Below are 21684 nucleotides of genomic sequence, written 5' to 3'. Positions count from 1 at the left end.
GCCGCACCACCGGAAGCCACCCCGCGGAGCCGGGCCGCACCACCGATAGCCACCCCGCAGAGCGGGGCGCGCCCGCAGGCCGCCCCGCGGAGCGGGGTCCCACCCGAAGCCCTGGCCAGCACGCCGAACCGCCCGAGAAGACCAACCCCACCTGGAACGGGAGAGACCATGTCGTTCACCGCAGCGCAGAGCATTCTCGCCGCGCATCATCCTGGCCGGCCGGCTCCCGGGGAGGTTCTCGTCGCCGATGAGTTGCTCTGGGCGGACCGTCCGTCGGTTCGCTGTCCCGGCGCCGGGCTGCTCGAAGGCGAGCTTCGGCGCCGCGGGATCACCACCGCCCGCGGGCCCCTCTACGTCGACACCGACCACGCCGCCGCGGTCGCCCTGCGCGCCGTGCTCCCCGCGGCCCGCGGGCCGGCCGGGCTGGGCGTCGCGGCCACCGGGCAGGCCTCCTCCACGCTCGCGGCCGCCGTGAGCGCCGCGATGGCCGCGGTGCTCGCCGTCGCCGGGCGGCCCCGCTCGGTGCTGCTCGCCGCGCCCCGGTCGTTCTGCGCGGGCGTCGAACGGGCCATCGAGATCGTCGAGCGCCTCCTCGCCCAGCGCGGCGGGCCGATCTACGTCCGCAAGGAGATCGTCCACAACCGCCACGTCGTCGACGACCTCCGCGCGCGGGGCGCGGTGTTCGTCGACGAACTGGACGCCGTGCCGCGAGGAGCGACCGTCGTGTTCTCCGCGCACGGCGTCTCCCCCGCCGTGCGCGCCGAGGCGGACCGCCGACGCCTCAAGGTCGTCGACGCCACCTGCCCCCTGGTCACCAAGGTCCACGCCGAGGCGCGCCGCTTCGCCGGGCAGGGCGACACCGTCCTGCTGATCGGCCACGCCGGGCACGAGGAGGTCGAGGGCACCCTCGGCGAGGCGCCCGACCGGACCGTCCTGGTGCAGTCGGTCGAGGAGGCCCGCCGGGTGCGGGTGCCGGACCCGGACCGCGTCACCTACCTGACCCAGACCACCCTCAGCGTCGACGAGACCGCCGAGGTGCTCATCGAACTGCGCCGGCGCTTCCCCGCGTTGCGCGGCCCCGCCTCCGACGACATCTGCTACGCCACCACCAACCGGCAGGACGCGCTGCGCTCGGTCGCCAGGGACACCGACCTGGTCCTGGTGGTGGGGTCGCGGAACTCGTCGAACTCGCTGCGCCTCGTCGAACTGGCCGAGCGGGCGGGCACGCCCGCCCACCTGATCGACGACGCGCGGGACGTGCGGCCCGAGTGGCTGTCCGGGGTGGAGCGGATCGGGCTCACCGCGGGCGCGTCGGCGCCGCCCGGGCTGGTCGACTCGGTCGTCGCCGCGCTCGGCGGCCTCGGCCCGCTCACCGTCGGCGAACGGGAGACCACCCGCGAGACCATCCACTTCACGCTGCCGACGGCCGTGCGGAGGAAGTCGTGACCGCGGTGCCGCTGGGCGTGCCGCGGGTGCCCGCGCCGCGCCGGAAGTCCCGGCAGGTGCTGGTCGGCGACGTCCCCGTCGGCGGCGGGGCGCCGGTGTCGGTGCAGTCGATGACCACGACCGTCACCGCGGACGTCGACGCCACCCTCCGGCAGATCGCCGAGCTGACCGCGGCCGGCTGCCAGATCGTCCGGGTCGCGGTGCCCAGCTCCGACGACGCCGAGGCGCTGCCGCGGATCGCGGCGAAGTCGGCCATCCCGGTGGTGGCGGACATCCACTTCCAGCCGAAGTACGTCTTCGCCGCGATCGAGGCCGGCTGCGCCGCGGTGCGGGTCAACCCGGGCAACATCCGCAAGTTCGACGACAAGGTCGCCGAGATCGCCGGTGCGGCGAAGGGCCACGGCACCCCGATCCGCATCGGCGTCAACGCCGGATCCCTGGACCCGCGGCTGCTCGGCAAGCACGGCAAGGCCACGCCCGAGGCGCTGGTGGAGTCCGCGCTGTGGGAGTGCTCGCTGTTCGAGGAGCACGGGTTCACCGACCTGAAGATCTCCGTGAAGCACCACGACCCGCTGGTGGTGATCGAGGCCTACCGGCAGCTCGCGGCGCGTTGCGACTACCCACTGCACCTCGGCGTCACCGAGGCCGGGCCGGCGTTCCAGGGCACGGTCAAGTCCGCGGTGGCGTTCGGGGTGCTGCTGCATGAGGGCATCGGCGACACGATCCGCGTGTCCCTGTCCGCGCCGCCCGTCGAGGAGGTCAAGGTCGGCACGCAGATCCTGGAGTCGCTGGGGCTGCGGCCGCGGCGGCTGGAAATCGTGTCGTGCCCGTCGTGCGGCCGCGCGCAGGTGGACGTCTACCAGCTCGCCGAGCGGGTCACCGCCGCGTTCGACGGGTTCCCGGTGCCGCTGCGCGTCGCGGTGATGGGCTGCGTGGTGAACGGGCCCGGTGAGGCGCGGGAAGCCGACATCGGGGTGTCGTCGGGCAACGGGAAGGGGCAGATCTTCGTCAAGGGCCAGGTGGTCACGACGGTGCCGGAGAGCCGGATCGTGGAGACGCTGCTGGAGGTGGCGCTCGAGCGGTTCCCCGCATGACCGATAACCTGCGGGCATGGATCTCACTGGGGTGACCGAAGTGTCGGGCGAGGACGAGCTGCGGGAGCTGATCGGGCAGCCGTTGCCGCAGGCGGTGCACAAGCAGCGGGCGGCGCTGCACGAGCTGGACCGGCAGTGGCTGGCGCTGTCGCCGTTCTGCCTGATCGCCACGTCCGACGCGGCCGGCCGCTGCGACGTCTCGCCCAAGGGCGACCCGGCCGGGTTCACGGTGGTGCTGGACGACCGCACGATCGCCGTGCCGGAGCGGCCGGGCAACCGGCGCGCCGACGGGTTCCGCAACATCCTCGCCAATCCGCACGTCGGGCTGCTGTACTTCATCCCCGGCCGCGGCGACACGCTGCGGATCAACGGCCGCGCGAGGCTGGTGCGGGACGCGCCGTTCTTCGACGAGATGGTCGTCAAGGGGCACCGGCCGCGGCTGGCGATCCTGGTGGAGATCGACGAGGTGTTCCACCACTGCTCGAAGGCGTTCCTGCGGTCGCGGCTGTGGGAGGCGGACACCTGGGCGCCGGAGGAGATGGCCCCGCGCGCGGTGATCGCCAAGGCGCTCGAGCGGCGGGACGCGTCACTGGCGGAGCTGGAGCGCTACTACGGCCAGGAGTACGCGAAGAAGCTCTACGCCTGAGGAGGGCGCGAACGCGCAACGGCCCGCGGCGTCCCCTCCCGGACAACACCACGAACCGCCCGCTCCCTCTACCGCCCCGCGGGCCATCCACCTCCGGATCGCCTGACGCCGGGCAGCAACGCGCAACGGCCCGTGGTGCCCCCTCCGGGACAACACCACGGGCCGTTCGCTTCCCCTACTGCCCCTCGGGCCGTTCGCCGGCCAGGGGGACGTCCGGGTCGTCGTCGGCGGGTGGCTCCGGGTCGCGCCACTCCTCCGCGCGGCTGGACCGGTTGCCCTGCAACGTGCCGCGCAGCTCGGCCTTCAGCGCGTCGTCCTCGCGCGGGCTGTGCTTCTCACTGCCGCGTTCCATCAGCCGGCCCCTTTCAGCGGGTCGTGCCCGATCGTCATCAACCGGTGGCGCCAGTTCTCCTGGCCCGCCGTCGGCTCCAGGTCGTCCCGCCGTTCGGCGTGCACCTTGTCCACCACCTTGCGCATGACGCGCTCGTCGTCCTCGGTGAGGTCCGTCCGGCGCTTGCCGAGGATCTCCAGGACGTGCTGGCCGGTCTTCGTGCCCGACTGGTCCGGCAGCTCCTCGCTGTCCGTCCCGGCCGAGCGGACCCGCAGCCAGTCCCCGAGCTCCCGCGAGGTCATGTTCACCACGCGGTGGAACTCGTCCCACAGTGTTTCGTCCACATGCGACTGCGTTGCCATCGTGTCACCTCCGGGCGGTCAGCCTTCGCACGATCACGAAGACCAGCGCCAGGATCCCGATCCCGGCGCCGGCGCCGAGCGCGATCCGCTGTGTCGTGTGCGCGGTCTCCCGCACCTTCCCCGCCAGGGCCTCGGCGGTCTCGCCGAGCTCCTGGCGGGTGAGTTCCAGGTCGAGCCGCGCCTGTTCGGCGTCGTGCGGGAAGGTGTCCTTCTTCGTCGTCATCGGCGCACCCCCTTCCGCAGGGCCGCCACGTCCTTGGGCACCCCGGACGCCGCCTCCTGCGGCACCGGCGGCACCGCCGCCGACAGCTGCTTCTTGCCCGCCAGCCCGGCCACCCCGCCGATCAGCAGCAGCGCGCCGCCGACGATCAGCGCGGCGGCCCACCCCGGCATCACCAGGGCCAGCGCCAGCACCGCGGCGGCGACCAGCGTCGCCGCTCCGAACAGCGCGAGCATCCCGGCCGCGCCGGCCAGGCCCGCGCCGGTGCCGGCGCGCTTGCCCTTCCGCCGCAGCTCCTCGGCGGCCAGCCGCATCTCGTCCCGGACCAGCCGCTGGATCTGCTGCGACATGTCCTGGACGAGCTGCCCGATCGAGCGGTCGTCGACCGCGGTCGACCCGCGGCCCGTGCTCTCAGTCATGCCTCGCCTCCCTTGGGGTAGCTCGTAGTCCGGCTACCCCCGGGCGGAGAGCACTAATCGTGCGCGGTGGGCGAGCTGCCCTCGCTGAGCTCCTCGGTGGCCTTCTCCGACGGCGTCTTCGGCGCCTCGGAGTGCGGGATGGTCTTCCCGGTGAGGGTGATGTGCCCTTCGTCGTGCAGCCGCTCCACCAGGTGCGGGTAGTGCAGCTCGAACGCGGGCCGCTCGGACCGGATCCGGGGCAGCTCCAGGAAGTTGTGCCGCGGCGGCGGGCAGGTGGTGGCCCACTCCAGCGAGTTGCCGTAGCCCCAGGGATCGTCCACTTCGACCGGATCCCCGAACCGGTAGCTGCGCACGACGTTGTAGACGAACGGCAGCATCGAGGCGCCCAGGATGAACGCGCCGATCGTGGAGATCGTGTTCAGCACGGTGAACCCGTCGCTGTCCAGGTAGTCGGCGTAGCGGCGCGGCATGCCCTCGTCACCCAGCCAGTGCTGCACCAGGAACGTCGTGTGGAACCCGACGAACGTGGCCCAGAAGTGCAGCTTGCCGAGTCTCTCGTCGAGCATCCGCCCGGTCATCTTCGGGAACCAGAAGTACACCCCGGCGAAGGTGGCGAACACGATCGTGCCGAACAGCACGTAGTGGAAGTGCGCCACCACGAAGTAGCTGTCGGTGATGTGGAAGTCCAGCGGCGGCGACGCCAGGATGATGCCGGTCAGCCCGCCCAGCAGGAACGTCACCAGGAACCCCACCGACCACAGCATCGGGGTCTCGAACGTGAGGTGCCCCTTCCACATCGTGCCGATCCAGTTGAAGAACTTGATCCCGGTCGGCACCGCGATGAGGAACGTCATGAACGAGAAGAACGGCAGCAGCACCGCGCCGGTGGCGAACATGTGGTGCGCCCACACCGCGAACGACAGCGCGGTGATGCCCATCGTCGCGAACACCATCAGCCGGTAGCCGAACAGCGGTTTGCGGCTGAACACCGGGATGATCTCGGTGATGATCCCGAAGTAGGGCAGCGCGATGATGTAGACCTCGGGATGGCCGAAGAACCAGAACAGGTGCTGCCACAGGATGGGCCCGCCGACGGCCGGGTCGAACACGTGCGCCCCGATCAACCGGTCGGCCAGCAGCCCGAACAGCGCCGCGGTCAGGATCGGGAACACCGCCAGCACCAGCACGCTGGTGAACAGGATGTTCCAGGTGAAGATCGGCATCCGCCACATGGTCATGCCGGGGCAGCGCAGGCACACGATCGTGGTCAGCATGTTCACCGCGCCGAGGATGGTGCCCAGACCGGAGACGATCAGGCCGGTGATCCACAGGTTCCCGCCGATCCCGGGCGAGTTCGCCGCGTCGGACAGCGGGGTGTAGGCGGTCCAGCCGAAGTCCGCCGCGCCGCCCGGGGTGAGGAACGAGGACAGCACGATCGAGCCGCCGAACAGGAACAGCCAGTAGGAGAACGCGTTCAGCCGCGGGAACGCCACGTCCGGCGAGCCGATCTGCAGCGGCAGGATCAGGTTGGCGAAGGCGAACACGTTCGGCGTCGCGTAGAGCAGCAGCATGATGGCGCCGTGCATGGTGAACAGCTGGTTGTACTGCTCCGGCGACAGGAACTGCATCCCGGGCCGCGCCAGCTCGCCGCGCATGAGCAGCGCCAGCGCGCCGCCGATGACGAAGAAGCCCAGCGACGTGTAGAGGTACATCAGGCCGATCAGCTTGTGATCGGTCGTCTTCGCCATCTTCACCAGCAGGTTGCCCCTGCGGTGCCTGGCCGGCAGCTCGTACCGGTTGCCCAGGACGATGGGACGTGCCTTCAGCTCCGTCATGCGCCCTCCCCGGGTGCCGAGTGGACGAACCCAGGGTGCTCCCGATCACACCGGTGAATCAAGCCCCTAACCCGTAGGTGGCGTAGGCGCTGCGGATGACCGGCTGGGCCACGTTGCGCACCCGCACCCCGCCCGGGGTCACGCCCTGTTCGCAGCCGAAGTGCGCGTGGCCGTGCAGGGCCAGGTCGGCGCCGCATTCGTCGATGACCTCGCCGAGCTGGTAGGCGCCGAGGAACGGGTAGATCTCCGGCGGCTCGCCGCGCAGGGTCTCCGGGATGGGCGAGTAGTGGGTGAGCGCGACCCGGTAGTCGACGTCGTCGAGCTCCAGCATCGCGCGGCGCAGCGCGTCCGCCCGTTCGATGCTGTGTTCGACGAACGCCTTCATCTCCCGCTCGCCGAACGCGCTGGCGCACTTGCCCGCGAACCCGCCGCCGAAGCCCTTCACCCCGGCGACGCCGAGGGTCTGCCCGTCGACCTCCAGCCGGGTCGAGGCGCCCTCCAGCACCTGGATGCCGTGGTCTTCGAGCAGCTTGGTGATGTCGTCCTGCCGGTCGCTGTGGTAGTCGTGGTTGCCCAGCACGGCCACGACCGGCCGGTCCAGGCCGCTGAACTCGTCGGCGACCACCTCGGCCTCCTCCAGCGCGCCGTGCCGGGTCAGGTCGCCTGCCAGCAGCAGCACGTCGGCCAGGTCGCCGAGGTGTTCCAGGGCGGGGCGCAGCAGGCCCCGCGCGTCCTCGCCGAGGTGGACGTCCCCGACCGCCGCCACGCGGATCACCGCAGGTCCTCCCTCCGGGCCGGTTCGCGGGTGTCGGCCACCCGCACGTCGTTGTGCACCCGCAGGCCGGGCGCGACCTCGTGCAGCACGTTCTCCAGCTCGGCGCGCCGCTCGTCGCAGGTCACTTCCCCGGACAGGTGCACGTCGTCGCCGCGGACGTTGACCCGGACGCCCATCTCGGCCGTCCGGGGGTCCTCGGCCAGCGCGCGGCGCAGGTGGGCCGCGCGGTATTGGGGTGTCTCGTGCTCGGTTGTCATCACGCGGTTCCTTCGAGCTCGACGACGTCCAGCGAGTCCAGCAACGTCAGGAACGCCTTCGCGTAGGGGGACTCGCCGGTCTCCTTCGCCACCCGCTCCCAGTCCACCTGTTCCCGCAGGTCGCGCGCGATGTGCAGGAGCGGGGCGAAATCGCAGCGGTGCGCGTCGAGGACGAGCAGCTTGTCGATCATGATGTCGGTGCCGTTCAGGACCGGCGCCATGGTCGGGCCGACCCGCATCACGTCGGAGCGGCTCAGCGTCTCGTCGGTGACGGCGCGGTAGTTGGGCCGGAAGATCAGGTCGACCAGCACGTCGCCGTCCCAGACCTTGCTGAGCCAGTCCTCCGGCGGGTCCTCCGGCCGCATGCCCTCCGCGACCAGCGCCGCGCGCGCGGCGGGCACGTCCTCCTCCTTGAGGAAGACGTCGACGTCGTGGTCGGACGGTGGCCCGCCCCTGGCGTAGACCGCGCAGCCGCCGGACACCGTGAACGGGATCTCCCGAGCCGTCAGCGTGGTGACCACCTTGGTCAGCGTGCGCAGCAACGACTGCTCGTCCATGCCCCGCCGGGTACCCGTGCCCGACCGGGGCAAAACGACGCGGGTTTCGCGCCCCGGCCTCCGGGTATGTCCCGTTCCGTCCGCGAGGGTTGGGAGCGCGATGCGCCGCAGTACCGAGCTGAGGCTGCCCAGGACACTGGACGCGGCGCGGCGGGCACGCCGTTTCACCGCGGAGGTGTGCGCGAAGTGGCGGGTGCCCGGGCTCGTGCCGGACGCGGTCGTGATCGTCACGGAGCTGGTGGAGAACACGCTGCGGCACACCCGCGCGACGCCCCGGCTGGGCCTGGAGCTGCACCGGGACCAGCTGAAGGGGGACCAGCTGACGGTCAAGGTCACCGACGACGACCCCCATGAGGCGGTCATCCGGGAAAGCGGTCACCCGCCGGGACTGGGGCTGCTGCTGGTCGCGCAGACGTCCGAACAGTGGGGGTGCGACCGGGAGCCGGCCGGCGGCAAGACCGTGTGGGCGACCGTGCGGTGAGCGGCGGACCGGGCGGTGCGGGACCACCGCTGTCCCGCACCGCCCGTGCACCCACCACCAGACGACCCAGGCGGCGGCCGGGGGCGGCTCGCCGTCGTGCCGACGCGCACTGGGTACCCGCGGCGAAACATCGCTAACCGGATGACCCGGGTTGCCAACGCGGCCAGCTGGTCCGTACGGTCGGTGGGGAGCGGTTGAGTGACCAGCCGTGCCGGGGAACGACACACCCGGCCCTTGAGCTTTCGAATGTCGACTCTTCGAACACTTGGACGCGTGTGTGGCTTTCCCCGCTGTGCTCACCACAACCCGGGGAGACTCCCGTGTACGAAGCTCACGAACTCCGCATAGACCTCACCGACCGCGCCGACGGCATCCGGCTGGCCCGCCTCACCGGTGAACTCGACCTCGCCGCGGCGCCCGCGCTGCGCGACTTCCTGACCCGCTGCGTGGACGACGGCCGCACGTTCGTCGTCGACCTCGAATCGGTCACCTTCCTCGGCTCGGCCGGCCTGCAGGCCCTGGTCGACGCCGACGAGGCCGCCGCACGGCGCTCCGTGCGGTGGGCACTGGCAGGCAGCCACCGGGTGGTGGTCCGCCCGCTGGAGGTCACCGGCCTGCACGAGCAGTTGCCGCTCTTCCCCAGCGTCACCGTGGCCGCCCGCCACCTCACGCAGGGCGCACCCGTCGCGCACTGACCGTCACTCCGGGTGCCCGAGCCGCAGGCAGCGCAGCCCGCTCCCCCGCAGCGCCGCGGGATCGAGCACGCCCCGGGTGTCCACCACGGCGTCGCCCTCGGCGACGGCCGCCAGCTGGCTCCAGTCGAGCCCGCCGAACTCCGGCCACTCGGTCAGCACCACCAGCACCCTGGCGCCCTTGGCGGCCAGGACCGGGTCGTCCACGCGCTGGACGGGCCCGGCCTGGTCGCCGCCGGTCACGCCCGGGTCGTAGCCGGTCAGCACGGCGCCCGCCGCGGCGAGCCGGGTGGCGACGGCCAGCGCGGGCGAGTCCCGCAGGTCGTGGGTGCCCGCCTTGAACGTCAGCCCGAACAGCCCGATCCGCACCCCGTCCAGCCGCCCGCCGGCGGCCTGGAGGATCCGCGCGACCACGTGGTCGTGCTGCCGGTCGTTCGCCTCGATCGCGGACCGCAGGACGGTCAGGTCCACCCCGGCCGCGGCGCCGGTCGCCACCAGTGCCCTGGTGTCCTTGGGCAGGCACGACCCACCCCAGCCGGGGCCGGGGTGCAGGAAGTGCGGCCCGATCCGCTCGTCCAGGCTCATCGTGCGGGTGACGGCGTCGATGTCGGCGCCGGTGCGCTCGCACAGCCGGGCCAGCAGGTTCACGTACGACAGCTTCAGGGCCAGGAACGCGTTGCTCGCGTACTTGCCCAGTTCGGCGCTGGCGTGGTCGGTCCGCACCACCGGCGCGCCCAGGTCCGCGTAGAGCGCCGCGACCCGCGCCACCGCGGGTTCCTCGCCGCCGAGCACGATCCGGTCCGGGTGGCGGAAGTCGTGCACCGCGTGGCCTTCGCGCAGGAACTCCGGGTTGCTCACCACCGGGATCCCGGCGGTCTCCGCGATGCGGGCGCAGGTGCCGACCGGCACGGTCGACTTGACCACCAGCACGGTGTCGGGGCCCGGGTGGAGCGCCGCGAGGACGGCCTCGACCGCGCCGAGATCCGCCGCGCCGTCCGGCCCCGCCGGGGTGGGCACGCAGGCGAACACGAACTCCCGTCCGTCGAGCGCGCCGGGGTCCGCGGTGAACCGCAGCCGCCCGGCGGCCAGCCCGTCCCGCACGAGCGGGGCCAGGTCCGGCTCGCCCAGCGCAACCTCGCCGCGGGACAGCTGATCCACTTTGGACTGATCGACCTCGGCGCACGTCACGTCGTGGCCGAGCCCGGCGAGGCAGGCTGCGGTCGTCAGGCCGACGTAGCCGGCCCCGGCGACCCCGACGGCCGCCACGTCACACCTCCGCCACCGGCCGCAGCACCTTCCGGCCCGCGGCGACGACCTCGTCGACGGTGATGCGCAGCAGCCCGGCGGCCGGGGTGTCGGCGAACGGGTCGCCCTCCTCCCCCGCCCACAGAACGACGTGCCGGTCCTCGGTGCCCGGCGGCGGCCCCCACCGCCACGGCGGGGTCGGGCCGAACAGCAGCACCGACGGGGTGCCGTAGGCGGTGGCCAGGTGGCCGACCCCGGTGTCGCCGCTGATCACCAGCCGCGCCCCGGCCACGAGGGCGGCCAGCTCGGTCAGACCGGTGCGCCCGGCCAGCACCGCGTCCCCGCCGAGGCCGGCGGCGGCCGCGAGGTCTCCCGCGAGGTCCCGTTCCGCGGCGCTACCGGTCACCACGACGCGGTGACCAGCGCGGGAGAACTCGCGCGCCACCTCGGCGAAGCGCCGGGGCGGCCAGCGCCGTGACCCGAACGCCGCGCCGGGGTGCACGACGACCGCGTCCGCCGCCGGGCTCGGCACCCCGGGCCGGGCAAGTCCGAGGTCGTGCCGGTCGGCCGCGATGCCGTGGAACGCGAGCATCCGGCACCAGCGCAGCACCTCGTGCTGGTCCTCCCGCCAGTCCGGGCCGTCCAGATCCGGGAAGTCCGGGTGCCGGTGGGCCAGCAGCCGGTCCGGCCGCGCGGCCAGCAGATCCGTCACGCTCTCCGGGCCGCTGCCGTGCAGGTTGACCGCCAGGGCGGGCGGCGCGCCGGTCCAGCGCAGCGCGCCGAGGCCGGTCGTGGGTAGCACCCGGTCGACCGCGCCGGTGAGCGCGGCCAGCTCGTCCAGCGCCGCGGGCGCGGCGAGGGTGATCCGCGCGTCCGGGAACGCGGCCCGCAGGCCGCGCAGCGCCGGGACGGCGACCAGGAGGTCGCCCACCCCGAGCGCCCGCAGCACCAGGACGTCGCCGGTCACGGCCAGGAGCCCTCCTCGGAGTGCGCCACGACCAGTTCGCGCACCTCGCAGCCGGCCGGCTGGGACAGCGCGAACAGCACGGTCTGCGCCACGTTCTCCGGATTGTTCAGCTTCGCGTCCGCGGGCGGCTTGTACTGCTCGTCGCGGGAGTCGAAGAACGCGGTGTGCATGCCGCCGGGCACCAGCATGGTGACGCCGATGCGGCCGGCGGTCTCCGCGGCCAGCGCGCGAGTGAAGCCGACGACGCCCCACTTCGACGCGCAGTAGGCGGTGGCGTCGCTGACCGCCTTGATGCCCAGGGTGGACGCCACGGTGACGACCTTGCCGCGCGAGCGCTCCAGGTACGGCAGCGCGGCGCGCACCACGGCGGCGGTGCCGAACAGGTTGACCTTGACGACGCGCTCCCAGTCCTCTGTGGACACGTCGGTCAGCTTGCCCGGGAAGTCGATGCCCGCGGCGGTGAACACCGCGTCCAGCCCGCCGGCCTGCTCGGCCAGCTCCGCGACGGCCCGCTCGGTCTCCGCGGTGTCGGTGAGGTCGACCGGCACGTAGGGCACCCCGGCGACCGGGGGCTTGCGGTCGAGCACCAGCGGGGTCCCGCCGGCGTCCGCGACCGCCTTGACGGTCGCCGCGCCCAGCCCGGACGCGCCCCCGGTGATCAGTACCTTGCCTGGCGATGCAGCCATGTCTCCCCTTCTATCCGTTGGACACGGTCTCGATGAGCCGCGTGGTGGAGTAGCCCTCGACGGTCGGCACGAGCACGACCTTGCCGCCGTTCTCACGGATCACCTCGGCCTCGGGGAGGTCGGCGCCCTCGTAGTCGCCGCCCTTGACCCAGACGTCGGGCCGCAGCGTGCGCAGCACCTCGACCGGGGAGGACTCCTCGAACACCACGACGGCGTCGACGGACTCCAGCGCGCTGAGCACGCGCACCCGGTCGGCGGCGGTCACGACCGGGCGGCCCGGTCCCTTCAGCCTGCGCACCGACTCGTCGGAGTTGACGCACACGATCAGCGCGTCGCCCAGCTCGCGGGCGCGCCGCAGCAGGGTCACGTGACCGGGGTGCAGGATGTCGAAGCACCCGCCGGTGGCGACGACCCGGCCGCCACGGCGCCGGACCCGCTCGGCCAGCTCGAAGCCGGTCAGTCCCTCGGGCGGGCGGATCGGTTCGGCGGGCTCGGACAGCGCGGTGGCCGCGCCCGCGGCGACGAACCGGGCCGCCGACTCGACCGCGGAAGCCACGGCGTTCGGCAATGCGGCGCCCTCGAACAGCGCCGCGGTGACGGCGCTGGCGAACCGGTCGCCCGCGCCGCAGGTGTCCGGCCGGACGCTCGCCGGGACGCGGGCGGCGTTGGGCACCGGGATGGTCCGCGTGCCGGTGCCGTCGGCGAGGACGGCACCCTTGGAGCCGACGGTCACCGCGACCGCCTCGGCCGCCCATTCGGCCCGCAGCCGCTCGGCCAGCTCCTCTGGTGTGCCGGGCTCGCCGGCGAACTTGGCGGCCTCGCTGTCGTTCGGGGTGACCAGCGCGGCGCCGGGCACCGGCGGGCCGCCGCGCGGGTGCGGGTCCCACACGACCGGCGCGTCGGTCGCGGCCAGCAGCTCCCGGATCTGCGGGTGGCTCGCCACGCCGCGCCCGTAGTCGGCGACGAGGATCGCGGACGCCTCACGCAGCACAGCCACCGTGCGCTCGTCCAGCGGCTCGTGCGCGGCGCGCCCGTCGCCGTGGTCCAGTCGCACGACCGACTGCCCGGCCGCGCGGATGCGGGTCTTGCGGACGGTTTCGCCCTCCAGCGGCAGCGCGCACAGCTCGACCTCGCCGGCGAGCAGCCGGGCCAGCCGCGCCCCGCCCTCGTCCGCGCCGAGCGCCGTGACCAGCACGACGTCCGCCGCGGACCGGGCGGCCAGGCGGGCGGCGAGCCCGGCGCCGCCGGGACGGTGCCATTCGCGCCCGACGTCGACGACCGGCACCGGCGCCTCCGGGCACAGCCGGTCGGCGTTGCCGTCCACGTCGATGTCGAGCAGCGTGTCGCCGACCACCACCAGCGGGCCGGTCACGAGGGCACTCCCAGCGCCTCGTCCAGCGCGGCGCACAGGCCGTGGATCACCGCGAGGTGCGCCTCCTGCACGGTGCCGGTGCTCGGCGCGTCGATCATCACCGCGTCGTCGCTGACCGAGGACAGCGCGTTCGGGCCGGGGCCGGTCAGCGCCCACGTCGTCATGCCCAGTTCGTGCGCCGTCTTCGCCGCGGCGCACACGTTCTGGCTGCGGCCGCTGGTGGACAGCGCCATCAGCACGTCGCCGGGGCGGCCGTGCGCGCGCACCTGCCGCGCGAACACCTCCTGGTCGCCGTAGTCGTTCACGATCGCCGTGGCCGCCGAGGTGTCGGCGTGCAGGGCGATCGCCGACAGCGGCTGCCGGTCGTTGACGAACCGGCCGACGAGCTCGCCGGTCAGGTGCTGGGCCTCGGCGGCGCTGCCGCCGTTGCCGCAGGCGAGCAGCCGTCCGCCGGCCCCGAGCACCTCGGCGAGGTGACGACCCCACGCCTCGATCCTCGGCGCCAGCGCGGTCAGGTCCCGCATGGTCGCGGCCAACGCCGCGAACCGCTCTTCGATCACGCTGCACCTCCTAGTTTCTCCACGGCCCGCAGGACTTCCTCGGGCGGAACCCGGTCCAGGCACGGGTGGCCGGGCACCGGACAGGTCCGGGCCCGGGTGTCACGGCAGGGGGCGTCCTGATCGCCGAGCAGGACGAGCGGCACCCCGTAGGGCGCCCACCGCGCGGCAGGCACCACCGGCGCGAACAGCGACACCACGGGGGTGCCGACGGCCGCGGCCAGGTGCGCGGGCCCGGTGTTCGGGGCGACGGTCACGCGCGCCCCGGCGAGCACGGCCGCGAGGCCGTGCAGGTCGGTCTTCCCCGCCAGGTCCAGGCCGTGGTCACCGGCGACCCGGGCGGTCAGGTCCCGTTCGGACGGGGCGCCGGTGACGACGACCCGGTACCCGGATTCGGCGAGCAGCCGGACGACCTCCGCGTTGTGCTCGGCGGGGTACTGCCGGGCGGGCACCGACGCCGCCGGGTGCACCACGACGTAGCCGGGTTCGCCGACCAGGCCGGACACGTCCGGCAGGGGCTCGCGCACGGCCAGCCGCCCGTCGTCGCCGGGCGGCAGCTCGAACCCGGCGGCCCGCGCCAGCGACAGGGCACGTTCGGCCTCCGGCGGGTCGCCCTCGACACGGTGCCGCAGGTCCAGCAGGGATCCCGGGTAGTCCTCGCAGATGGCGCCGATCCACGGCACCCCGCACTCGCGCAGGACCAGCGCGAGCGGCAGCGGCGACTGGTGGAACGACGTGACGATCAGCGCCGCATCCGGTTGCGCCGCGCGGATGTGCGCGCGCAGTTCGGCCAGGTGGGCGGGCGTCGCCGCGGGCGGCTGCGGGTCGATCCACGGCGCGCACCACTCGACCACCTCGTCGACGCCGGGCAGCAGTTCGGCGGCCGCGCGCCCGTGCGGCCCGGCCAGGAACGTGACCGTGTCGGCCTCCGCCGCGACGGCGCGCACCAGCGGCCCGGACAGCAGGACATCGCCCGCGTTGTCCAGCCGCGCCACCAGAACCCGTGACCTCACCACTTCCGGTCCCCCATCGCCAGCCCGACCGCCTCGGCCAGGTCACCCGCCACCAGCGCGTCCCGCCGCGCGGCTTCGATCTCCGCGGCCCGCGTGCGCGGGGTCGGCACCAGGACAGCCCGCGCGCCCGCGGCGCGGGCGGCCTCGATGTCGGCGCCGATGTCCCCGATGACCACGCAGTCCTCGGGCCGCACCCCCAGTGCCAGCGCGGCGCGTGTCACCAGGCCGGGCTTGGGCTTGCGGCAGCAGCAGCCGTCGCCGTCGGCGTGCACGCACACCTGCCAGGTGCCGAACGGCCCGAGCAGCTCCTCGACGCGGGCGTTCACCGCGGCCAGCTCGTCCGGGGTGATCAGCCCGCGGGCCACGCCGGACTGGTTGCTCACCACGCCCACCGGGACGCCGGCGGCGCGCAGGCGGCGCAGCACGTCCTCGGCGCCCGGCACGGGGCGCACCTTGTCCGGGTCGTTGTTGTAGGGCTCGTCGTGGATGAGGGTGTCGTCGCGGTCGAACAGGATCGCCTTGGCGACCGGGCGCGGGCGGCGGACCCGCACCTCGCCGGTGAGCCGGTGGGCCACCGCGACGGGCGGGATCAGCACGCTCGTGACAGTCATCTTCGCCAGCTCGTCCGCCGTCTTCGGCCCGGGCAGGATGCGGCGCAGCGCGAACTCCGCGGTGAGGCCGAGCCACGCGATGCCCGCGAAGGCGGCCGGGGTGTTGCGGCGGGCGGCGGCGAACGCGAGCGCGGCCGCGCCGCTGAGGGTGGTGAGCGCGTGGCGGCCGAGACGGCCGGGACCGGCCGCGGACAGTTCCCTCCACTGTGGACCGAATTTGCGGCGCATCAGCGCGTTGTCGGCGTTGCCCCGCTGCGCGCGCACGCTGGCGAAGAAATCGCCGTGCCGCGCGGGATGCAGGGTCCGGCGGGTGCCGTGCTCCAGCCGCCACCCGGCCTGTCGGACGCGCAGCGCGAGGTCGGCGTCCTCGCGGAAGGCTCGCGGGAACCGCTCGTCGAAACCGCCCACGGCGGCGAGAACCGCGCGCCGGTAGGCCATGTCCGCGGTGATCCACTCCGCGGTGGCGAGCCCGGCGGTGTCCCGTTCCAGATCGGTGGGGCGGCGGCCGCCGGTCGGCCCGGGCACCACGATCCGGCCCTGCGAGGCGGCCACGTCGGGAGCCAGCGACTCCAGGTCGGTCACCAGCCGGGACGGCCAGTCGGCGGTGGTGCGGACGTCGTCGTCGAGGAACGCGATCCACTCGGTGTCGGCGGCGCGCCAGCCCACGTTGCGCGCCGCGGCCGGGCCGCGGCCGCCGGAGCGCAGCACGCGCACCTTCAGGTTCGTGTCGGGCAGCGGCAGGTCGCCGGGCTCGGGGCGGTCGTCGACGACGATGACCTCCGCCGGTCCCGGTCCGATGCCGTGGCCGAGCGCGGACAGCAGTGCCCGGAGGCTGTCCCGGCCGGTCGTCGGGACAACCACGGTGTAGGCCGTCATGCCGGCCTCCGCACCACGAACGGGCCGATGGCGAGCAGGTCGATGGGGCTGGAGCCGAAGCACTCCAGCGCGTCGCGGGGCGAGTCGACCATCGGGCGGCCCGCGGTGTTGAGGCTGGTGTTGACGACGACGGGAATGCCGGTGCGGGCGGCGAACTCGTCGAGCATCCGCGCGACCAGCGGCTCGTCGGCCGGGTCCACCGTCTGGATCCGCGCGGTACCGTCCACATGGGTCACCGCCGGGATGCGGTCCCTCCACTCCGGACGGACGTCGTGCACGAACAGCATGTGCGGACTGGGCACCGGGCCGCGCTCGAACAGCTCCCGAGCCCGGTCGGCGAGGACCATGGGCGCGACCGGGCGGAACTGCTCGCGGCCCTTGACGTCGTTGAGGCGTTCCAGGTTGCGCCGGTGGCCGGGGTGCGCGAGCAGCGAGCGGTGGCCCAGCGCACGCGGGCCGAACTCGGCGCGGCCCTGGAACCAGGCCACGATCTCGTCGTCGGCGAGCGCCTGCGCCACGGTGGCGGCGAGGTCGTCCGGCCGGTCGTAGGGCAGCCGCGCGGTCTCGAGCGCCTGCTGGATCTCCGCGTCGGTGAAGCCCCGGCCGAGGTCGGCGCCCGGCATCGGCGCGGCCGGTTCGCCCAGTTCCGCGGCGAGGTGCAGGGCGGCGCCCAGAGCGGTGCCCGCGTCGCCCGCGGCGGGCTGCACCCAGATCTCGTCGAACGGGCCTTCGGCGAGCAGCCGGGTGTTGGCCACGCAGTTCAGCGCGATGCCGCCGGCCATCGTGAGCCTGGACTGCCCGGTCTGGGCGTGCAGCCAGCGCAGCAGGTCGAGCAGGACCTCTTCCAGCCGCTGCTGCACGCTGGCCGCGAGGTCGGCGTGCTCGGGCCGGAAGTCCGCGCCGGGTTCACGGCGCGGCGCGAACCGGGTCAGATCCACCGGCGCGGCAAGGAAACCGCCGTCCGGCAACGCGGCGAGCACCTCGGACAGCTCGTCGCGGAACCGCGGTTTCCCGTACGAGGCAAGGGCCATCACCTTGTACTCGTCGCTGGAGCGGGCGAACCCGAGGTGCTCGGTGAGGTCCTCGTAACGCAGGCCGAGCGAGTGCGGCAGCCGTTGCGCGGCCAGCTCGACCAGCTTGCCGTCGCGGTACTCGCCGGCCAGGTAGGACGTCGCCTCGCCGCGGCCGTCCGCGACCAGGACGGCCGCGTCGCCGAACGGCGCGGCCAGCCCGCTGGACGCGGCGTGCGCGACGTGGTGGCGGACGAACCGCACCTTCGCCGGGTCGAGGCCGGGCAGCGCGGTCTTCAGGAAGTTCGGCGCGCGGCGCGCGTACGTGGTGCGCAGCTCCTCCCAGCCCGGGTCGACGCCGTCGAGGTCGTGGTCGACCAGGGCCGGGTCGTAGGAGTAGCCGACGGCGTCCAGGTCCGCGGGCTCCAGGCCGGCCTGGGCCAGGCACCAGCGGGCGGCCTGCTCGGGGAGTTCCCAGGTGGCGAACGGGACCGGGCGCTTGCCGTGCTTGCGGCGGCTGAACCGCTCCTCCTCGGCGGCGGCGACCACCCGGCCGTCCACCACGAGGGCGGCGGCCGGATCGTGGAACACCGCGTTGATCCCGAGGATCCGCAAGCTCGTTACCTCCACATCCGGTTACCACTGCTACTTAGCGCTACCCCTGCTACTCCTCGTCTAAACGAGACTGAGGTGGGTGGTGAACCACTCCAGTATCCGGCGCAGGCCCTCGTGCAGCTCCACCCTCGGCTGCCAGCCCAATTCCCGTTGCGCCACCGCGATATCGGGGCAGCGTCGTTGCGGATCGTCCACCGGGGCCGGGATGCCGCGCACCGGCACGCTGGTGCCTGCCAGCCGCTGGATTTCCCCGACCAGGTCGCGAATGCGGAGTTCGTGCGGGTTGCCGAGGTTGACCGGTCCCGGGAAATCGCTGTCCGCCAGCGCCAGCAGGCCGTCGACGGTGTCGTCCACATAGCACAGGGAGCGGGTCTGGGCGCCCTCGCCGGCGATGGTGACCGGCTCGCCGGTGAGGACCTGCTTGATGAACGTCGGGATCGCGCGGCCGTCGTCGGCCCGCATCCGGGGGCCGTAGGTGTTGAAGATGCGGGCGATGCCGGTGTTCACACCACGGGCGCGGCGGTAGGCCGCGGTGAGCGCTTCGGCGTAGCGTTTGGCCTCGTCGTAGACGCTGCGCGGGCCGACCGGGTTCACGTTGCCCCAGTAGGTTTCGCGCTGCGGGTGTTCCCGCGGGTCGCCGTAGACCTCGCTGGTCGAGGCCAGCACGAACCGGGCGCCGTTGGCCTGCGCGAGGTCCAGCGCTTGGTTGGTGCCCGCCGCGCCGACCTGCAGCGTCTCCACCGGCAGGCGCTCGTAGTCGCGTGGCGAGGCGGGGCTGGCCAGGTGCAGCACCAGGTCCACGTGGCCGGTGATGTCCAGTCCACGGGCGACGTCGGCCTCGACGAAGCGGAAGTCGCCGCGCAGGTGCGCGATGTTGTCCGCGCGGCCGGTGGACAGGTTGTCCACGCAGGTGACGCGCATGCCGCGGGCGAGCAGGCGGTCGCAGAGGTGGGAGCCGACGAAGCCCGCTCCACCCGTGACGACCGCATGCCCTGGCACGCACTCCTCCTACCCGGCGGAGTCACTTCGAAACGCTACGGAGGTACTTCTCCTACGCCAGGGCTAACAGGGCGAGTGCCGCGGCGGCTCCGCAGACACCCAGAGTCTGCTTGCGGCTGAGGCGTTCACCCAGGAAGAGCAGTGCGAGCACCACGGGGATGGCCGGGTAGAGGGCGGCCAGGACGGTCGCGACGGCGAGCAGCTGCTGGTGGGTGGCGACCCAGTAGAGCACGATCGCGACGCTGCCGAGCGCGCCCGCGGCGGCGGCCGGCCAGGCGAGGCGGGGCCGCAGCGCGAGCGGGGTGCGCGTGCCGAGCACGAGGGGCAGGATGACGGCCACGGACGCGGCGCGGCTGACGACGATCGGCCAGAGCCCGGCGTCCAGCGGCACGGGTTTCATGGCGAGGAACTGGATCGCGAAGCCGGCCCCCGCGACGAGCGCGTCCCGGATGCCCGGCCCGGCGGGACGCCCGCCGCCGGAGACGAGCCAGATGGCGGGCAGGGCGAGCACGATGCCCGCGATCGCCGCGGGCGAGGGCCGTTCCCCGAGGAAGGCCAGCCCGGCGACGACGGGCAGCGCGACGGCGCCGACGTCGCTGACGGGCACCACGACGCTCAGCGCGTCCCGGCTCATGGCCCGGTAGAGGAACCCGACGCCGATCCCCGTGCCGGCGCCGGAGAGCGCGCCCCACCAGATGCCGTGGCTCGTGGGAGCCGACCAGACCAGGGCGACGAGCAGGGTGACGAGGGTGCCGCCGAGCTGCGCGTAGAGGGAAACGGTCAGCCCAGGCGCCCGGCGCGCGACGACGCCGTTGACGAAGTGGGTGACGCCGAAGCACCCGGCCGAGGCAAGGGCGAGCAGCTCCCCGGTCATGAGGGACCTCCGATGCCGGACAGACCGCCCGCGACGGCAGCAGGCGCGGCGGCCAGGCGCATCGACCCGCCGCCAGGCTGCCCAGAACGCGACTCCGCGGCGCCGGCTCCCGCAGGAGCCACCACGCACCGGGGGCACCCCGCGCCACGGCGCCGCGCAGCGGCCACTGCCCGCGCCGGACCAGGGCCTTGCTCATCGGTCATCAGCGGCCTCCCGCGCACGGCAACGCCCGCGCCACCCGGCCGCCCCGCCTCCAATGCCGGACAGCCCACCCGCGACGGCAGACCACCCAGAAGCCGATTCCGCGGCTCCCGCGCAAACCACCAGGCACCGGGAGCACGCGCAGCGGCGCCGCGCCACCGATCGCCCCCGACCAGGGCATTGCTCATCGGACATCGGCAGCCTCCCGCGCGCGGCAACGCCCGCGCCACCCGGCCGCCCCGCCTCCGCTGCCTGGCAGCGGCCTTCCGCACCTGGCAGACGGTTCTCGGGTCCACTGCCCCGCGCAGGCCGAGCGTCCCACCCCTGCTCAACCCTCATCAGCGGCCTCCCGCGCCCGGCAGGCCGCCCCCACCGGGCACACCTCTCCCTCCGCCACGCACGCCTCGCGGTCGCACAGCCGGCACAGGCGGTCGGCCTCCGGGAGTTGCTCGTACGCCGCCGTCAGCAGCTTCCCCGCCAGCTCCGCGAACACCTCCCGCTCCCGCTCGTCGAGCGCCGCCGTCAGCGATCCGAGCCGCCCGCCGCGGCGGCCGAGGATCCGCCCCGCGGTCTCGGCGCCGGCCGGGGTCAGGTGCACGGCGACCGCCCGCGCGAGGGTGGGCCGCCGCTCGACCAGGCCCCGCCGCTCCAGCGCGTCCACCATCCGCGCGGCGGCCGGCTGGCTCAGGCCGACCCGCCGCCCCAGCTCGGTCACCGAGAGCCCGGGCGCGGTGGACAGCACCACCAGCGCGGCCGATCCGCTCACGCTCGTGCCCGCGGCGGCCGTCGCGTCGGTCAGGGCGAGGTCGTTGACCGTCAGTGCGAGAGCGCCGAGTAGATTCGCCAGCCTTTCTTCATGCATGACTCATGCATAGGTCATCGGGGTGGGATCCGCAAGTCGGCGGGGTGAACGCGAATAACTCGCCCGCCCGAGGGAAGCCCCCCGTCTGCACGCACAACCCAATTGCAACTTTCCTTCGTTTCCAAGGGAGATCTCTGTGTTCCGACACACGAAACTGCTGCAGTTCGAGGCAAAGCCGGAGCGTCCGGACCCGTACTACGCGCGCAAGCTGCAGGAGCTCATCGGCGGGGCCTACGGCGAGATGACCGTGACCATGCAGTACCTGTTCCAGGGCTGGAACTGCCGCATCGAGGGCAAGTACAAAGACCTGATCATGGACACCGCGACCGAGGAGATCGGTCACGTGGAAATGCTGGCCACCATGGTCGCCCGCCTGCTGGAGGGCGCGCCGGCCACCGCGACCGCGGAAGCCGCCAAGGACCCGGTGATGGCCGCAGTGCTGGGCGGGATGGACCCGCAGCAGGCCATCGTCTCCGGCGGCGGCGCCGTCCCCGCCGACTCCAACGGCACCCCGTGGAACGGCAAGTACATCGTCGCCTCCGGAAACCTGCTGGCCGATTTCCGGGCCAACGCCGCGGCCGAGGCGCAGGGCCGGCTGCAGACCGCCCGGTTGTACAACATGACCGACGACCCGGGCGTGAAGGAGATGCTGAAGTTCAACCTGGCCCGGGACACCGTGCA

25 protein-coding genes are annotated in these 21684 nt (G+C 73.6%); 6 read left to right on the top strand and 19 right to left on the bottom strand.

Annotated features, from left to right (window positions below; all coding sequences use genetic code 11):
- Positions 1 to 168: 168 nt before the first annotated feature.
- Genes ABZ215_RS35275 through ABZ215_RS35265 form a run of 3 tightly spaced genes read left to right on the top strand, consistent with a single transcriptional unit; the run spans position 169 to position 3186 of the window.
- Complete coding sequence (locus tag ABZ215_RS35275; RefSeq protein ID WP_354954709.1) at positions 169 to 1446, top strand: 4-hydroxy-3-methylbut-2-enyl diphosphate reductase; 1278 nt, start codon at positions 169 to 171, stop codon at positions 1444 to 1446.
- Positions 1443 to 2540, top strand: a complete 1098-nt coding sequence (gene ispG, locus ABZ215_RS35270; protein WP_354954707.1) for a flavodoxin-dependent (E)-4-hydroxy-3-methylbut-2-enyl-diphosphate synthase — start codon at positions 1443 to 1445, stop codon at positions 2538 to 2540. The genes ABZ215_RS35275 and ispG overlap by 4 nt, the downstream gene beginning before the upstream one ends.
- Before the next feature lie 16 nt (positions 2541 to 2556).
- Positions 2557 to 3186 (top strand): pyridoxamine 5'-phosphate oxidase family protein, encoded by a 630-nt coding sequence (locus ABZ215_RS35265; protein WP_354954705.1) that lies wholly within the window; start codon positions 2557 to 2559, stop codon positions 3184 to 3186.
- Positions 3187 to 3361: 175 nt separating this feature from the next.
- Here the strand turns inward: ABZ215_RS35265 and ABZ215_RS35260 are convergent, their stop codons facing one another.
- Genes ABZ215_RS35260 through ABZ215_RS35225 form a run of 8 tightly spaced genes read right to left on the bottom strand, consistent with a single transcriptional unit; the run spans position 3362 to position 7942 of the window.
- Positions 3362 to 3538: a hypothetical protein gene (locus ABZ215_RS35260; protein WP_020423265.1), complete on the bottom strand. Its 177-nt coding sequence runs from the start codon at positions 3536 to 3538 to the stop codon at positions 3362 to 3364.
- Entirely contained in the window at positions 3538 to 3879 is a 342-nt protein-coding gene (locus tag ABZ215_RS35255; protein ID WP_237339328.1) for a DUF3140 domain-containing protein, read from the bottom strand. Before ABZ215_RS35255 ends, ABZ215_RS35260 begins: the two co-directional genes overlap by 1 nt.
- A 4-nt stretch (positions 3880 to 3883) precedes the next feature.
- Entirely contained in the window at positions 3884 to 4102 is a 219-nt protein-coding gene (locus ABZ215_RS35250) for a DUF3618 domain-containing protein (RefSeq protein ID WP_020423263.1), read from the bottom strand.
- Positions 4099 to 4518, bottom strand: coding sequence for a phage holin family protein (locus ABZ215_RS35245; protein ID WP_020423262.1), 420 nt, complete (start codon positions 4516 to 4518; stop codon positions 4099 to 4101). Before ABZ215_RS35245 ends, ABZ215_RS35250 begins: the two co-directional genes overlap by 4 nt.
- A gap of 53 nt (positions 4519 to 4571) precedes the next feature.
- Positions 4572 to 6353 carry a cytochrome c oxidase subunit I gene (ctaD, locus tag ABZ215_RS35240; protein ID WP_020423261.1) on the bottom strand — a complete coding sequence of 594 codons (1782 nt, stop codon included), beginning with the start codon at positions 6351 to 6353 and terminating at the stop codon, positions 4572 to 4574.
- Between the two features lie 58 nt (positions 6354 to 6411).
- Positions 6412 to 7128: a metallophosphoesterase gene (locus ABZ215_RS35235; RefSeq protein ID WP_020423260.1), complete on the bottom strand. Its 717-nt coding sequence runs from the start codon at positions 7126 to 7128 to the stop codon at positions 6412 to 6414.
- Entirely contained in the window at positions 7125 to 7385 is a 261-nt protein-coding gene (locus ABZ215_RS35230) for a BON domain-containing protein (RefSeq protein WP_020423259.1), read from the bottom strand. Before ABZ215_RS35230 ends, ABZ215_RS35235 begins: the two co-directional genes overlap by 4 nt.
- Positions 7385 to 7942 (bottom strand): hypothetical protein, encoded by a 558-nt coding sequence (locus ABZ215_RS35225; protein ID WP_020423258.1) that lies wholly within the window; start codon positions 7940 to 7942, stop codon positions 7385 to 7387. The genes ABZ215_RS35230 and ABZ215_RS35225 overlap by 1 nt, the downstream gene beginning before the upstream one ends.
- 100 nt (positions 7943 to 8042) lie before the next feature.
- Between ABZ215_RS35225 and ABZ215_RS35220 the strand changes: the two genes are divergently transcribed.
- Together ABZ215_RS35220 and ABZ215_RS35215 are read left to right on the top strand one after the other, a co-directional pair.
- Positions 8043 to 8423, top strand: a complete 381-nt coding sequence (locus ABZ215_RS35220; RefSeq protein ID WP_354954703.1) for an ATP-binding protein — start codon at positions 8043 to 8045, stop codon at positions 8421 to 8423.
- 320 nt (positions 8424 to 8743) lie between these two features.
- Positions 8744 to 9118 carry an STAS domain-containing protein gene (locus tag ABZ215_RS35215; protein WP_354954701.1) on the top strand — a complete coding sequence of 125 codons (375 nt, stop codon included), beginning with the start codon at positions 8744 to 8746 and terminating at the stop codon, positions 9116 to 9118.
- A gap of 3 nt (positions 9119 to 9121) precedes the next feature.
- On the opposite strand, the gene ABZ215_RS35210 is transcribed toward ABZ215_RS35215, so the two are convergent.
- From ABZ215_RS35210 to ABZ215_RS35160, 11 genes are all read right to left on the bottom strand, one after another.
- The gene (locus ABZ215_RS35210; RefSeq protein WP_354954699.1) at positions 9122 to 10381 is read right to left on the bottom strand and encodes a UDP-glucose/GDP-mannose dehydrogenase family protein; all 1260 of its coding nucleotides are present in this window, start codon (positions 10379 to 10381) and stop codon (positions 9122 to 9124) included.
- A gap of 1 nt (position 10382) precedes the next feature.
- Entirely contained in the window at positions 10383 to 11327 is a 945-nt protein-coding gene (locus ABZ215_RS35205) for a glycosyltransferase family 9 protein (RefSeq protein ID WP_237339333.1), read from the bottom strand.
- Positions 11324 to 12013, bottom strand: a complete 690-nt coding sequence (locus ABZ215_RS35200; protein WP_020423253.1) for an SDR family oxidoreductase — start codon at positions 12011 to 12013, stop codon at positions 11324 to 11326. Before ABZ215_RS35200 ends, ABZ215_RS35205 begins: the two co-directional genes overlap by 4 nt.
- A gap of 10 nt (positions 12014 to 12023) precedes the next feature.
- On the bottom strand, positions 12024 to 13385 hold the full coding sequence (gene rfaE2, locus ABZ215_RS35195; RefSeq protein WP_354954696.1) for a D-glycero-beta-D-manno-heptose 1-phosphate adenylyltransferase: 1362 nt from the start codon (positions 13383 to 13385) through the stop codon (positions 12024 to 12026).
- Positions 13382 to 13945: an SIS domain-containing protein gene (locus tag ABZ215_RS35190; protein WP_354954694.1), complete on the bottom strand. Its 564-nt coding sequence runs from the start codon at positions 13943 to 13945 to the stop codon at positions 13382 to 13384. Before ABZ215_RS35190 ends, rfaE2 begins: the two co-directional genes overlap by 4 nt.
- Entirely contained in the window at positions 13942 to 14955 is a 1014-nt protein-coding gene (locus ABZ215_RS35185) for a glycosyltransferase family 9 protein (protein WP_164470613.1), read from the bottom strand. Before ABZ215_RS35185 ends, ABZ215_RS35190 begins: the two co-directional genes overlap by 4 nt.
- On the bottom strand, positions 14952 to 16442 hold the full coding sequence (locus ABZ215_RS35180; RefSeq protein WP_354954692.1) for an HAD-IIIA family hydrolase: 1491 nt from the start codon (positions 16440 to 16442) through the stop codon (positions 14952 to 14954). The genes ABZ215_RS35185 and ABZ215_RS35180 overlap by 4 nt, the downstream gene beginning before the upstream one ends.
- Positions 16439 to 18067, bottom strand: a complete 1629-nt coding sequence (locus ABZ215_RS35175) for a carbamoyltransferase C-terminal domain-containing protein (RefSeq protein WP_354954690.1) — start codon at positions 18065 to 18067, stop codon at positions 16439 to 16441. The genes ABZ215_RS35180 and ABZ215_RS35175 overlap by 4 nt, the downstream gene beginning before the upstream one ends.
- A gap of 60 nt (positions 18068 to 18127) precedes the next feature.
- Entirely contained in the window at positions 18128 to 19066 is a 939-nt protein-coding gene (locus tag ABZ215_RS35170) for an NAD-dependent epimerase/dehydratase family protein (protein WP_354954688.1), read from the bottom strand.
- Between the two features lie 52 nt (positions 19067 to 19118).
- A complete protein-coding gene (locus ABZ215_RS35165; RefSeq protein WP_354954686.1) occupies positions 19119 to 19940 on the bottom strand; it encodes an EamA family transporter in 822 nt (273 codons plus the stop codon).
- Positions 19941 to 20469: 529 nt separating this feature from the next.
- Positions 20470 to 21003, bottom strand: coding sequence for a MarR family transcriptional regulator (locus tag ABZ215_RS35160; protein ID WP_354954684.1), 534 nt, complete (start codon positions 21001 to 21003; stop codon positions 20470 to 20472).
- A gap of 136 nt (positions 21004 to 21139) precedes the next feature.
- Here ABZ215_RS35160 and ABZ215_RS35155 point away from each other — a divergent pair.
- A partial coding sequence (locus tag ABZ215_RS35155) for a manganese catalase family protein (RefSeq protein WP_354954682.1) occupies positions 21140 to 21684 on the top strand: 545 nt, incomplete at its 3' end.

Source organism: Amycolatopsis sp. NPDC006131 (genome assembly GCF_040614175.1).
In the GTDB taxonomy this organism is placed as follows: Bacteria; Actinomycetota; Actinomycetes; order Mycobacteriales; family Pseudonocardiaceae; genus Amycolatopsis_E; species Amycolatopsis_E tucumanensis.
The sequence above is the reverse complement of the archived record's forward strand: the minus strand, read 5'-3'. Positions and strand labels throughout refer to the sequence as shown.

Bases quoted from the DNA above. Each gene is read 5' to 3' on its own strand.
- ABZ215_RS35275 (WP_354954709.1), top strand. From the start codon at position 169: ATGTCGTTCACCGCAGCGCAGAGCATTCTCGCCGCGCATCATCCTGGC.
- ABZ215_RS35265 (WP_354954705.1), top strand. From the start codon at position 2,557: ATGGATCTCACTGGGGTGACCGAAGTGTCGGGCGAGGACGAGCTGCGG.
- ABZ215_RS35260 (WP_020423265.1), bottom strand. From the start codon at position 3,538: ATGGAACGCGGCAGTGAGAAGCACAGCCCGCGCGAGGACGACGCGCTG.
- ABZ215_RS35255 (WP_237339328.1), bottom strand. From the start codon at position 3,879: ATGGCAACGCAGTCGCATGTGGACGAAACACTGTGGGACGAGTTCCAC.
- ABZ215_RS35250 (WP_020423263.1), bottom strand. From the start codon at position 4,102: ATGACGACGAAGAAGGACACCTTCCCGCACGACGCCGAACAGGCGCGG.
- ABZ215_RS35245 (WP_020423262.1), bottom strand. From the start codon at position 4,518: ATGACTGAGAGCACGGGCCGCGGGTCGACCGCGGTCGACGACCGCTCG.
- ctaD (WP_020423261.1), bottom strand. From the start codon at position 6,353: ATGACGGAGCTGAAGGCACGTCCCATCGTCCTGGGCAACCGGTACGAG.
- ABZ215_RS35230 (WP_020423259.1), bottom strand. From the start codon at position 7,385: ATGACAACCGAGCACGAGACACCCCAATACCGCGCGGCCCACCTGCGC.
- ABZ215_RS35225 (WP_020423258.1), bottom strand. From the start codon at position 7,942: ATGGACGAGCAGTCGTTGCTGCGCACGCTGACCAAGGTGGTCACCACG.
- ABZ215_RS35220 (WP_354954703.1), top strand. From the start codon at position 8,043: ATGCGCCGCAGTACCGAGCTGAGGCTGCCCAGGACACTGGACGCGGCG.
- ABZ215_RS35200 (WP_020423253.1), bottom strand. From the start codon at position 12,013: ATGGCTGCATCGCCAGGCAAGGTACTGATCACCGGGGGCGCGTCCGGG.
- ABZ215_RS35180 (WP_354954692.1), bottom strand. From the start codon at position 16,442: ATGACGGCCTACACCGTGGTTGTCCCGACGACCGGCCGGGACAGCCTC.
- ABZ215_RS35165 (WP_354954686.1), bottom strand. From the start codon at position 19,940: ATGACCGGGGAGCTGCTCGCCCTTGCCTCGGCCGGGTGCTTCGGCGTC.
- ABZ215_RS35160 (WP_354954684.1), bottom strand. From the start codon at position 21,003: ATGCATGAAGAAAGGCTGGCGAATCTACTCGGCGCTCTCGCACTGACG.